This window comes from Phyllobacterium sp. CL33Tsu (genome assembly GCF_900113985.1).
GTDB classification, from domain to species: Bacteria; Pseudomonadota; Alphaproteobacteria; order Rhizobiales; family Rhizobiaceae; genus Phyllobacterium; species Phyllobacterium pellucidum.
This window is the reverse complement of sequence record NZ_FORJ01000005.1, coordinates 261,206-273,120: the sequence shown is the minus strand read 5'-3', so window position 1 is coordinate 273,120 and position 11,915 is coordinate 261,206. Positions and strand designations below refer to the sequence as shown.

13 protein-coding genes and 1 pseudogene are annotated in these 11,915 nt (G+C 58.8%); 8 read left to right on the top strand and 6 right to left on the bottom strand.

Annotation, left to right across the window (positions count from 1 at the left end; translation table 11 throughout):
- Positions 1-52: 52 nt before the first annotated feature.
- Positions 53-442, bottom strand: coding sequence for a DUF930 domain-containing protein (locus BM074_RS18255; protein WP_091924042.1), 390 nt, complete (start codon positions 440-442; stop codon positions 53-55).
- Positions 443-612: 170 nt separating this feature from the next.
- On the bottom strand, positions 613-1,374 hold the full coding sequence (locus BM074_RS18250) for a 3-hydroxyacyl-CoA dehydrogenase (RefSeq protein WP_091923895.1): 762 nt from the start codon (positions 1,372-1,374) through the stop codon (positions 613-615).
- Between the two features lie 335 nt (positions 1,375-1,709).
- Here BM074_RS18250 and BM074_RS18245 point away from each other — a divergent pair, with 335 nt between their 5' ends.
- The 6 genes from BM074_RS18245 (at position 1,710) to BM074_RS18220 (ending at position 7,359) form a co-directional block, all read left to right on the top strand.
- Entirely contained in the window at positions 1,710-3,314 is a 1,605-nt protein-coding gene (locus BM074_RS18245; protein ID WP_027233489.1) for an ABC transporter substrate-binding protein, read from the top strand.
- A gap of 53 nt (positions 3,315-3,367) precedes the next feature.
- On the top strand, positions 3,368-4,375 hold the full coding sequence (locus tag BM074_RS18240; protein WP_027233488.1) for an ABC transporter permease subunit: 1,008 nt from the start codon (positions 3,368-3,370) through the stop codon (positions 4,373-4,375).
- Between the two features lie 64 nt (positions 4,376-4,439).
- Positions 4,440-5,300 carry an ABC transporter permease subunit gene (locus tag BM074_RS18235; protein ID WP_091923893.1) on the top strand — a complete coding sequence of 287 codons (861 nt, stop codon included), beginning with the start codon at positions 4,440-4,442 and terminating at the stop codon, positions 5,298-5,300.
- Between the two features lie 2 nt (positions 5,301-5,302).
- Positions 5,303-6,157 carry an ABC transporter ATP-binding protein gene (locus BM074_RS18230; protein WP_051615418.1) on the top strand — a complete coding sequence of 285 codons (855 nt, stop codon included), beginning with the start codon at positions 5,303-5,305 and terminating at the stop codon, positions 6,155-6,157.
- Positions 6,154-6,987, top strand: a complete 834-nt coding sequence (locus BM074_RS18225) for a dipeptide ABC transporter ATP-binding protein (protein ID WP_027233486.1) — start codon at positions 6,154-6,156, stop codon at positions 6,985-6,987. Before BM074_RS18230 ends, BM074_RS18225 begins: the two co-directional genes overlap by 4 nt.
- Before the next feature lie 105 nt (positions 6,988-7,092).
- Positions 7,093-7,359 carry a hypothetical protein gene (locus BM074_RS18220; protein WP_027233485.1) on the top strand — a complete coding sequence of 89 codons (267 nt, stop codon included), beginning with the start codon at positions 7,093-7,095 and terminating at the stop codon, positions 7,357-7,359.
- Between the two features lie 3 nt (positions 7,360-7,362).
- Here BM074_RS18220 and choV read toward each other — a convergent pair whose 3' ends face one another.
- From choV to BM074_RS18205, 3 genes are all read right to left on the bottom strand, one after another.
- Entirely contained in the window at positions 7,363-8,406 is a 1,044-nt protein-coding gene (gene choV, locus BM074_RS18215; protein ID WP_091923892.1) for a choline ABC transporter ATP-binding protein, read from the bottom strand.
- Positions 8,403-9,245 carry a choline ABC transporter permease subunit gene (gene choW / locus BM074_RS18210; protein ID WP_027233483.1) on the bottom strand — a complete coding sequence of 281 codons (843 nt, stop codon included), beginning with the start codon at positions 9,243-9,245 and terminating at the stop codon, positions 8,403-8,405. Before choW ends, choV begins: the two co-directional genes overlap by 4 nt.
- 114 nt (positions 9,246-9,359) lie before the next feature.
- The gene (locus tag BM074_RS18205) at positions 9,360-10,301 is read right to left on the bottom strand and encodes a choline ABC transporter substrate-binding protein (protein WP_091923890.1); all 942 of its coding nucleotides are present in this window, start codon (positions 10,299-10,301) and stop codon (positions 9,360-9,362) included.
- A 189-nt stretch (positions 10,302-10,490) separates the two neighbouring features.
- On the opposite strand from BM074_RS18205, the gene BM074_RS18200 reads away from it, so the two are divergent.
- On the top strand, positions 10,491-11,093 hold the full coding sequence (locus tag BM074_RS18200) for a thymidine kinase (protein WP_091923888.1): 603 nt from the start codon (positions 10,491-10,493) through the stop codon (positions 11,091-11,093).
- Positions 11,094-11,174: 81 nt separating this feature from the next.
- Positions 11,175-11,381 carry a TOBE domain-containing protein gene (locus tag BM074_RS18195; protein WP_027233480.1) on the top strand — a complete coding sequence of 69 codons (207 nt, stop codon included), beginning with the start codon at positions 11,175-11,177 and terminating at the stop codon, positions 11,379-11,381.
- Positions 11,382-11,387: 6 nt separating this feature from the next.
- On the opposite strand, the pseudogene tsaA reads toward BM074_RS18195, so the two are convergent.
- Positions 11,388-11,907: pseudogene (gene tsaA, locus BM074_RS18190) on the bottom strand (tRNA (N6-threonylcarbamoyladenosine(37)-N6)-methyltransferase TrmO).
- Positions 11,908-11,915 lie beyond the last annotated feature (8 nt).

Sequence of the window (11,915 nt, the reverse complement as noted above, 5' to 3'; positions counted from 1 at the left end):
CCGATTTTCATTTCAGAGAGATCATTCGAGGCGCCTTGTGCGCCTCGAATTTTTAGGGGACGAGGTAGTGGTGCGCCCACTGATCGTGCGGCACCACCTGGCCGATCGCATATTGGAACGTCAGGATCGTCATGTGATCGGGTGAGGTCGAGCAGGTGTAGGAGAGGTGATACCACTCTCCCTTGCTGCGAAAGGCCGCCCCGGCCGAACGGATTTTATCGCCCTTGATCTTCGGCTCTTCAAAAGCATAGGCAACGAGTTCGTCAGGCACCAGCTTGGCCGGGTCCTTATGTATGCGGTCCATCGCCTCGACGTCGCAGCGCTGTTCCAGCCTGGTTTCGGGATCAAGCCGCTGCAACTCTTCCGTTGCACCGCTATCCATGGCCCCGGCCGGCGCCGCCAAAGCGAGCGGCAGCGACAGCATGGCGCTAATTCGTTTCATCATTTCGGCTTTCAAATTGCAGGATATCGAAGCAGGGACCGGCAACAGGCCGGCCGAAGCTCAAAGCGCTAGAGTAACAAGAATTGCCCTAGATACTCCGCCGATTGGGACCAAATTATGAAACGTTCCTCGGCCTGCCCAGCCGATCCATCTTCTGGCGTCACGCCCGGCTATTTTGGTGCCATGCGAATGGCACCGTCGAGCCGGATCGTTTCGCCGTTCAGCATGGGATTTTCAATGATATGCAGCGCGAGGGCGGCATATTCCTCCGGTTTGCCCAGTCTGGAGGGGAAGGGGATTGAGGCTGCCAGCGAGTCCTGCACCTCCTGCGGCATTGCAAGCAGCATGGGCGTGCCGAAGATTCCGGGCGCGATCGCCATCACGCGGATGCCGAAGCGTGCAAGTTCGCGTGCCGCCGGAAGGGTGAGGCCGGCAATTCCCGCTTTCGACGAGGCATAGGCGGCCTGTCCGATCTGGCCATCGAAGGCAGCGACCGACGCGGTTGAAATGACGACACCGCGCTCGCCGGTCGCAAGCGGTTCAAGCTTTGCAGCGCGGTCGCTCACCAGACGCAACATGTTGAACGAACCGATGAGGTTGACCTCGATGACGCGGCGATACAATTCGAGATCGTGCGGACCATCGCGGCCGACGATACGGCCGGCATTGGCGATGCCGGCACAATTGACAAGAATGCGCGGCGTCCCAAGTTCATCCGCCACGCGGGCGACCGCCATTTCCCCCTCGGCAGCGTTGGCTACGTTGCAGGCAAGGGCAATTCCGCCGATCTCAGCGGCGACCTTTTCGGCCGCTTCGAGATTGATATCGATGATGGCAACCCTCGCGCCTTTTTGTGCGAGGGCGCGCGCCGTGGCGGCCCCGAGCCCCGATCCGGCGCCTGTAATGATTGCTGTTTGCCCGTTTGCGTCCAAAATAGACCACTCCTGTTGCACTTATGGCGTTGTTGCACGGGTTTTGGTGCTGAACTAGACTGAAATGTACCCTCTTGGCGCGAAATACGCCACGTTTGCGTCAAACTGGTAAACGCTGCTACCCAGCATACCAAAAGTTAGTGGACGGATTTTTAGTCGATTTCACCGTTAATTGATTAAATGGGGCGATTTTCCCCAGAATCGACAATTATGCCTTCCGGGACGGGTTGACTGCGAATGAATCTGCTTGCATTGCGACATGGCAAAGGCTTCCATGCGACTTTCGTTGTAGGCATGGGGGCCTGCAACACAAAAAACCTCTGAAGGTGGAAAAGATGAATACCTACAAGAAACTCCTTGCGGCGAGCGCGCTCGCAATGCTGACGGGTGGGCTGATGGCAGGTGGAGCCTCGGCCAAGACGTTGGTCTATTGTTCGGAAGCTGCACCGGGCGGCTTCGACCCTGCGCTCTATACCGGCGGCGAGACGCTCGACGCTACGGGACAGGCCGTTTTCAACAAGCTGGTCGAGTTCAAGCCGGGCAAGTCCGAAGTCGAGGCCGCGCTTGCTGAAAGCTGGACGATCTCCGACGATGGCCTGCAGTACACGTTCAAGCTGCGTCCGGGCGTCAAGTTCCAGACCACTAGCTATTTCACGCCGACGCGTGACCTCAATGCCGACGACGTCGTTTTCTCTTTCGAGCGTCAGAAGGAAGGCAGCCCCTGGGCGAAATATGTCGACGGTGCTTCCTATGAATATTTCGAAGGCATGGACTTCCCCAAGCTGATCAAGTCGGTTGAGAAGGTCGACGACCTGACCGTCAAGATCACGCTGACCAAGCCGAATGCTCCGATGATCGCCAACCTTGCCATGGACTTCTCGTCCATCGTCTCCAAGGAATATGCCGACAAGCTGCAGGCTGACGGCACCCAGCAGAAGTTCAACGAGCAGCCGGTCGGCACGGGCCCGTTCCAGTTCGTCGACTATCAGCTCAATACCGCCATCCGCTACGAAGCCAATCCGACTTTCTGGAAGGGCAAGGTCAAGCTCGACAACCTGATCTTCGCTGTTACGCCGGATGCTGCCGTTCGCGTACAGAAGCTCAAGGCCGGCGAATGCCAGCTCACAATCTATCCGGATCCGGCTGACGTCGAGGGCCTGAAGGCCGACTCGAATCTCACAGTCCTGCAGGAAAGCGGCCTCAACGTTTCTACGCTCGCCTACAACACGACGCAGGCTCCGTTCGACAAGCCGGAAGTGCGCAAGGCGCTCAACATGGCAATCGACAAGAAGGCTATCGTCGATGCCGTCTATCTCGGTCAGGGCACGCCGGCGATCAACCCGATCCCGCCAACGATGTGGTCCTACGACAAGTCGATCAAGGATGACGAGTACAATCCTGAAGCGGCAAAGGCAGCTCTCGAAAAGGCTGGCGTCAAGGATCTTTCGATGAAGATCTGGGCAATGCCGGTTGTTCGTCCATACATGCCGAACGGCCGCCGTACCGCGGAACTGCTGCAGTCGGACTTTGCCAAGGTTGGCGTCAAGGTCGAGATCGTCAGCTACGATTGGCAGGAATATCTGAAGCGCGCTTCGGATCCGAAGCATGATGGTGCCGTCATCATTGGCTGGACCGGTGACAATGGCGATCCGGACAACTTCCTTGCAACGCTTCTTTCTTGCCAGGCCGTAGGCAGCTCGAACCGCGCTGCATGGTGCAACAAGGAATTCACCGACCTGATCGACAAGGCCGCTGTGGTTTCCGACGTTGCCGAGCGCACCAAGCTCTACGAACAGGCGCAGGTCGTGTTCAAGCGCGAAGCTCCGTGGGCAACGCTCGCTCATTCGCTCGTTACGACGGCAATGACCAAGAACGTCACCGGCTACGTGCCGAGCGCTTTCGGTGTCCACAATTTCGAAAGCGTTGACATCGCCGAGTAATCAGACTCCTCGCGGTACCGGCTTCGGCCGGTACCGCATTTTTTCAGGTTGCCATGTTCCGTTATATCGCTTCCCGAGTGCTGCTGCTGATCCCGACATTCATCGGCATCAGCTTCATTGCCTTTATCTTCATCCGCCTGCTTCCTGGTGATCCGGTCATTGCGCTTGCCGGCGAACGCGGCATGACGCCCGAGCGGCATCAACTGCTCATGGAGCAGTTCGGTTTCAACAGGCCGATCTGGGAACAATATTTCTCGTTCGTCTGGAACATATTCCACGGGGATTTTGGAACATCCATTGCCAGCAAGCGCGCAGTCCTCACCGACTTCCTGACGCTCTTTCCGGCGACGCTTGAGCTCAGCATCTGCGCGATGCTCTTTGCGACCATCATCGGAATTCCCGCCGGCATTTTTGCCGCCGTCAAGCGCGGCTCGGTGTTCGACCAGCTCAGCATGGGCATCGCCCTCGTCGGTTATTCGATGCCGATCTTCTGGTGGGGCATCCTGCTGATCATTCTTTTTGCCGGCATCCTGCATTGGACACCGGTTTCCGGCCGCATGGATCTCATCTATTTCTTCAAACCCACCACTGGTTTCATGCTGATCGACAGCCTGATTTCCGGACCGAAGGGCGCCTTCAAATCGGCATTCTCTCATCTCGTGCTACCAACGATCGTGCTTGGCACGATCCCGCTCGCCGTCATTGCGCGGCAGACGCGCTCGGCCATGCTCGAAGTGCTGGGCGAAGACTATGTGCGCACGGCGCGCGCCAAGGGTCTCGCACCCCGCCGGGTCATCGGCGTTCACGCCCTGCGCAATGCCATGATCCCCGTCATTACGACGATCGGTTTGCAGATGGGCCTGTTGATGGCGGGCGCGATTCTGACTGAGACGATCTTCTCCTGGCCGGGCATCGGTAAATGGATGATCGACGCCATTGCCAAGCGCGACTATGTTGTCGTGCAAGGTGGCCTCATGCTCGTCGCGCTCATCGTCATGACCGTAAATTTGATTGTCGATCTGCTCTATGCAGTCGTCAATCCGCGCATCCGCGTAAAGTGAGGAAGTCTTGACTAACGAAGTTTCCCCTCCCGTACCGCTCGCCGCGCCCAAGTCCGCGGGGCGGATGGCACGACTCTCGGAATTCTGGTTCTATTTCAGCGTCAACAAGGGCGCTGTGATCGGCTTTGGCGTCCTCGTGTTCCTCATGCTCGTCGCCATTTTCGCGCCGGTGCTCGCGCCCCACGCGCCCTACCAGCAATACCGCGAAGCGCTGCTGACGCCGCCATCCTGGCAGACCGGCGGCAGTTCGATGTTCCTGCTCGGAACGGACGCGGTCGGCCGTGACCTGCTCTCGCGCCTCATCTACGGCGCACGCTTCTCGCTGTTCATCGGCCTTATCGTCGTGACGATCTCGATGGTAACCGGCGTGATCCTTGGCGTGCTCGCCGGCTATTTCCGTGGCTGGGTCGATGCGCTGATCATGCGCATCATGGATATCATTCTCGCATTCCCGCCGCTGCTCCTCGCCCTGGTGCTTGTCGCAATCCTTGGGCCTGGGCTCTTCAATGCGATGATCGCAATCGCTCTGGTCCTGCAGCCGCATTTCGCCCGCCTGACACGCGCGGCGGTGATGAGCGAAAAGAACCGCGAATATGTGGTCGCCTCGAAGCTCGCCGGGGCAGGCCACTTGCGGCTGATGTTCAAGACCATCCTGCCGAACTGTCTCGCACCGCTGATCGTGCAGGGGACGCTTTCATTCTCCAACGCCATCCTTGAAGCGGCCGCCCTCGGCTTTCTCGGCATGGGCGCCCAGCCGCCGACGCCGGAATGGGGCACGATGCTTGCTGAAGCGCGCGAATTCATCCTGCGCGCCTGGTGGGTCGTCACCTTCCCTGGCCTTGCCATCCTCATCACCGTCCTTGCCATCAATCTCGTTGGCGATGGGCTGCGCGATGCTCTCGATCCGAAACTGAAGAGGAGCTGAGCATGGCGCTTCTAGAAATCAAGAATTTGTCGGTCGGCTTCGATACCAGCAGCGGTCTCTTCATGGCGGTACAGGGCATCGACCTGCATGTTAATGCGCGCGAGGTGCTCGCGATCGTCGGTGAATCCGGTTCGGGCAAGTCGGTGGCGATGCTTGCGGTCATGGGGCTTCTTCCGAAGACCGCTACTGTGACCGCCGACAGCATGACCTTCGACGGGCACGATCTTCTCGCGATGTCGTCCAATCAACGGCGCGAGATCGTCGGCCGCGACGTTGCCATGATCTTTCAGGAGCCGGTCGCCAGCCTCAATCCGTGCTTTACCGTCGGTTTCCAGCTTGAGGAAGTCTTGCGCGTCCACATGAAAATGGATGGAAAGGCGCGCCGCCAGCGGGCGATCGAACTGCTCAAGCAGGTCGGTATTCCAACGCCGGAAGAACGGCTGAATTCGTTCCCGCACCAGATGTCAGGCGGACAGTGCCAGCGCGTGATGATTGCCATCGCAATCGCCTGCAATCCCAAGCTCCTGATCGCCGACGAGCCGACGACTGCGCTTGATGTGACCATCCAGAAGCAGATTCTCGATCTGCTCGTTGGCCTCCAGGCCAAGCACGGCATGGGCCTCATCATGATCACCCACGACATGGGCGTCGTCGCGGAAACCGCCGATCGCGTCATCGTTCAATATAAGGGGCGCAAGATGGAAGAGGCGGATGTGCTGACGCTCTTCGAATCGCCCAAGAATGCCTATACGCGCGCGCTGCTTTCAGCCCTGCCGGAAAATGCCACCGGCGACCGGTTGTCGACCGTTGCGGATTTCATGAAGAACGAAGCGGCCAATGCAGGAGTGGCACCATGAGCGAGATCGTGCTCGAAGGCCGCAATATCATCCGTGACTATCACGTCGGCGGCGGTCTGTTCGGCAAGGACAAATCCGTCCGGGCCGTCAAGGGCGTCAGTTTCACGCTCGAACGCGGCAAGACACTCGCGATTGTGGGCGAGAGCGGTTGCGGCAAGTCAACGCTCGGGCGCATCCTGACGCTGATCGATCCGCAGACCTCGGGCGAACTTCTGATCGAAGGCAAGCCGATCAATATCGCCAAGGATACCGTGACGCCCGAACTGCGCCGCAAGGTGCAGATCATTTTCCAGAACCCCTATGGCTCGCTCAATCCGCGCCAGAAGATCGGTGAAGTGCTGGGCGAACCGCTGCTCCTCAATACGAAGAAGACGGCGGCGGAACGTCGTGACCTTGCCATGCAGATGCTGATTAAGGTCGGTCTTGGCCCCGAGCACTATAACCGCTATCCGCACATGTTTTCCGGCGGACAGCGCCAGCGCATTGCCATCGCCCGCGCGCTGATGCTGAGCCCGAGCCTGCTTGTCCTCGATGAGCCGGTCTCCGCTCTCGACCTTTCTGTGCAGGCGCAGGTGCTCAATCTCCTCGCCGACCTGCAGGACGAGTTCAACCTCACCTACGTCTTCATCAGCCACGACCTTTCGGTGGTGCGCTACATCGCCGACGAGGTGATGGTGATGTATTACGGCGAGGTCGTCGAGTACGGTACGCGCGACGAGGTTTTCGCCAACCCGCAGCACAGCTATACGAAGACGCTGTTTGCGGCGACGCCGAAGGCCGATGTCGAAAGCATTCGCGCCCGTATCGAGAAGAAGAAAGCGGCCGCCTGATCTCCCGCGTATGGGCCGTCATTGCGGAAAACGCGCGTGACCGCTTGCATTCGATGCCTGCTTCATGGTGACTTAACAACGCATATGAAGCAGGGAGCGATACGCATGGCCGGCAAACAGCCAATTTCCACGGCGCCCAAGGACGGAAGCAAGGTCACGGTTTTCTGGACCGACGAAGATGGCCAGGAAAACGAATCGATTGGCCAGTATCGCTCGCTCGAACGGCTGAAGGCGACGGGAGGACAGTGGGACGAGACCGATGCCGGTTGGTGGATCTTTACCGATTCCAACACGCAAAAAAAGGTCTCGCCGCAATCCTGGCAGCCAGCCGGCAAATCCCGCGATGACGAAGATCAATCCGAGGCCGAGTAAAGCCTAATGCTTCTGGTGCCGTAGCAGACCGCGGACAATATCATCGGCCGAAATCATACCGAGTATGGTGCCCTTGTCGACGACGCCGACATCGCCGCTGTTCTTGGCGACAGCCTGCATTATTTCACGTACCGGGGTTTCCGGACGCGCCGTTGCGGCAAAAGGCCGGCTGGCCGGCCGGGTCCGGTCGAGCGGCACCATGATATCTGCCGCCGTCAACACCCCAAGCGGGTTCATGTTGGCGACGAAATCCGCCACATAGTCATCTGCCGGGTTGAGCAGGATGTCTTGCGCCGTGCCGCACTGGATGATGCGGCCGCCCTCCATGATGGCAATGCGATTGCCGATTTTCATCGCCTCATCAAGGTCGTGGCTGACAAAAACGATGGTCTTCTTCAGGCGCGCCTGCAGGCTCAAAAGCTCATCCTGGAGCCTCGTGCGAATCAGCGGGTCGAGCGCCGAGAAGGGTTCATCCATGAGCAGGATAGGCGCGCCGGTGGCAAAGGCACGGGCGAGGCCGACGCGCTGCTGCATGCCACCGGAAAGTTCGCCGACCTTGCGCTTTGCCCAATCCTTGAGGTTCACCAGTTCGAGCTGCTGCTGGACGGCCTTGGCCCGCTCTTCCTTGGGAACGCCGGAAAGCTCCAGGCCGAAGCCGACATTTTCCTCGACCGTGCGCCAGGGGAGCAGGCCGAATTGCTGGAACACCATTGAAACGAGATGCTTGCGCAGATCCCGCAGCGTACCCTTGTCGGCTTTGCCGACATCGATGGAACGGCCATTGTTATGGACGACGACGGAACCGCGGGAGATCGGGTTAAGTCGGTTGATCGCCCGCAGAAGCGTGGATTTGCCGGAGCCGGATAACCCCATGAGCACGACGATTTCACCTTCCTCTATCGTGATAGAGCAATTATGCACGCCGAGCACGTGGCCGGTCTCGGCCTGGATATCCGAACGGCTCTTGCCCTTATCGGCAAGCGCGAGGGAACCGTCCGTCATCTTGCCGAAGATAATGCAGACATTGTCGAGCGTAATCGCGGTCATTCCCCTGCCTCCTTGCCGGGACGGAAGATGCGGTCAAGCACGATGGCGACGACCACGATGACAAGCCCTGCTTCAAAGCCGAGCGCGGTATTGACCGAGTTGAGCGCGCGGACGACCGGAACACCCAGTCCATCGGCGCCGACGAGCGCGGCAATGACCACCATGGACAACGAGAGCATGATCGTCTGGGTGAGGCCGGCCAGTATCTGCGGCATGGCATAGGGCAGTTCGATCTTCCACAGGAGTTGGCGCGACGACGCGCCGAAGGCTTCGCCAGCCTCGATCAGATGCGTCGGCGTCGAAGAGACGCCGAGATGTGTCAGGCGGATCGGCGCCGGGAGAACGAAAATGGCGGTTGCAAGCAGACCTGGTACCATGCCGATGCCGAAGAAGACGATGGCCGGAATGAGGTAGACGAAGGTCGGCAAGGTCTGCATGAGGTCGAGGATCGGCCGGATCGCCGCATAGAATTTGGGGCGATGGGCTGCGATGATGCCGATCGGCACGCCGATGCCCATGCACAGTATGCATGATGAAAGGACGAGCGTCAGGGTCTCCATCGTCTCCTGCCAGTAGCCCTGGTTGAGGATGAAGAGGAAGCCAAGTGCAGTCAGGATAGTAACGCCAATGGAGCGGCGCAGCGCATAGGCGATCGCCGAAAAGATCGCGACCATGATGAGAGGATGCGGATATTTCAGGACGAACATGAGAGCGTCGATGAAGCCCTGCATCAGGATCGCGAGACCGTCGAAGAACCAGGCGAAATTGTTCGTCAGCCAATCGACGATTTGCTTGGCAGTCCTGCCAACCGGAATCTTGTCTTGCGTTAACCAGTCCAAGCGGAAATATCCCTCTGTCGCGAAACGAATGGATGAAAGGAGCCGTCCGGCGGATGTGCCGGGCGGCCTAGCTTCTTTTCGTTGTTACAGCCGTTCCCCCGTCGGGATCGCCTGTTAGAGTCCCAGAGCCGATTTGACGGCGGGCAGACCTTCCTTGCCGTCGACGGTGGTAACGCCAGCCAGCCAGGTATCGAGAACGGCGGGATTGGCCTTGAGCCATTCCGATGCAGCCTTGGGTGCATCCTCGCCATCGTCGAGGATCTTGCCCATGATCTGGTTTTCCATCTCAAGATTGAATTTGAGATTGGTCAGCAGCTTGCCAACATTCGGGCATTCGGTCGTATAGCCCGCGCGGACGTTGGTGTGGACCACGGCGCCGCCAAAGTCCGGGCCGAACACGTCATCGCCGCCGGAAAGATAGGCGAGCTTGAAGTTCGTATTCATGGGATGCGGTTCCCAGCCAAGGAAGACGATCGGCTTCTTGCCCTTCGTGTCCTTGGCAACCTGCGCCAGCATGCCTTGCTCGGACGATTCCGCGAGCTCGAAATCCTTCAATCCGAACTGGTCCTTGGAGATCATCCCGAGGATGAGGCGATTGCCGTCATTGCCGGGTTCGATGCCGTAGATCTTGCCGCCCAGCTTTTCCTTGAACTTGGCGATGTCCTTGAAATCCTTGAGACCTTCGTCATAGAGATATTGCGGCACGGCGAGCGTATATTTCGCGCCGGTGAGGTTCGGGCCCAGATCCTCGACGGTCTTGTCTTCGAGGTATGGCTTGATGTCGGCAGCCATTGTCGGCATCCAGTTGCCGAGGAAGACGTCCATGTCCTTCTTGCCGAGCGAGGCGTAAGTGACAGGAACGGAAAGAACCTTCGTGTCCGTGGAATAACCAAGCGCCTTGAGCACTTCGCTCGTCGCTGCGGTGGTTGCGGTAATGTCGGTCCAGCCGACGTCGGCGAAACGAACGGCCTTGCAGGAATCGGGCTCGGCGGCAAACGCGGTGCCAGCAGACAAAACAAGAGCCAGCGAAACGGTGAGTTTGGATAGTACGTTCATTGGTAGTTCTCCCTCTCCGGGTTTCTCCCGGTTGATACTTGCAAGAACCAAGCACCAAATCGGCGGCCATTCAAGCATAGGCGCGCATAAATCCGGTCAAATCGCGACAGTTGTTAAAAATCCGACAAAAGTTGCGGACAAGCTGGTGTGAGGGGTGCATGCCACCGCTCATTCCGGTTAAAGCAGGTCATGGCAAAACTCTATTTCAGCTATTCGGCAATGAATGCCGGCAAATCGACGCTGCTGCTGCAGGCTTCCTATAATTATCAAGAGCGTGGCATGCGCACGATGCTGTTTACCGCCGCGCACTATGCCGAAAACGGCGTTGGAAAAATAACGTCGCGCCTCGGCGTCAGCGCCGCTGCAGAGCTTTATCGCGAAAACGACAGGCTGTTCGAACGAATTGCCGTCGCGCACAAGGTTAGTGCCATCAGCTGCGTATTTGTCGATGAAGCGCAATTCCTGACGAAGGATCAGGTATGGCAGCTCGCGCGCGTTGCCGACCGGCTCAACATTCCGGTCATGTGCTTCGGGCTTCGCACGGATTTTCAGGGCAAGCTGTTTTCGGGCTCGTCGGAACTCCTCGCCATCGCCGACAGCCTGCGTGAAATCCGCACCATCTGCCATTGCGGCGCCAAGGCGACGATGGTCGTCCGGCGCGATCCCGAGGGTCATGCATTGACCGAAGGCGACCAGGTGGCGATCGAGAAATCCCTCTATGTTTCGCTGTGCCGCAAGCATTGGGAGGAAGAGACGGGGCGTGTATCGCCGGGCGATTTCAAGGCTGTGTAAGTGTTCAATGGCCAGTATCGGCAAGGCAAGGTATGGTCGCACATTCAACAAGCGCGGCAGGCGCAATAACGGAGGGCACTTATGAAAATCAGCGCACGCAACCGTCTGAAAGGCAAGGTCGTAGAGGTCACCAAGGGCGCTACGACCGCCCATGTCCGCATCGACGTTGGTGGATCGGTCGTCACGGCTTCGATCACCAATGAGGCTGTCGATGAACTCGGCCTCAAGGTCGGCGACAACGCCTATGCAGTGGTCAAGGCCTCCGACGTGATGGTCGCAATCGACTAGAAACCTCTACCGCTTCTGACAATAGGTTGCCGTCGCGGCCGGATCGGTTTCGAAATCGCCGGGCTGTGGCGGTGCAATCGGCTTGAACAGCGTCCTGTCCGGCTTGATATCGAGAAGCGGCGTGCCGTCGAGGCAATCGAGCCCGCGCACTGACAGCATTGACCCGTTAACAGCGTCGAGCTTGACGATGGCCGTGCCGATAGGATTCGGCCGGACCGGCGAGCGCAATGAGAATGTGCCGTGAACCACGCCATTATTGCCAGGGCTTTGCAAGACGAGATCGCGGCGCGACCGGTCGAGCCAGTAGAGGATTTCGAGCCGCTCGAACGCTGCAACACCTTCAAGTCCGGCCGCCCAGGGCTCGAACACTTCGATAGTGCAGAGCGGCCCATCGTGGCTGACGTGGACATGTGAGGCGAGAAGTCCACGGCGTTGAGATCCGGCCGATGAAAGCGAGGGCGGCATCAGCCGGCTCGGGCGCCCTGACCGCTACTTCATTGGCGCGAATTTCATTCTCCCGTACCATTTTTCGCT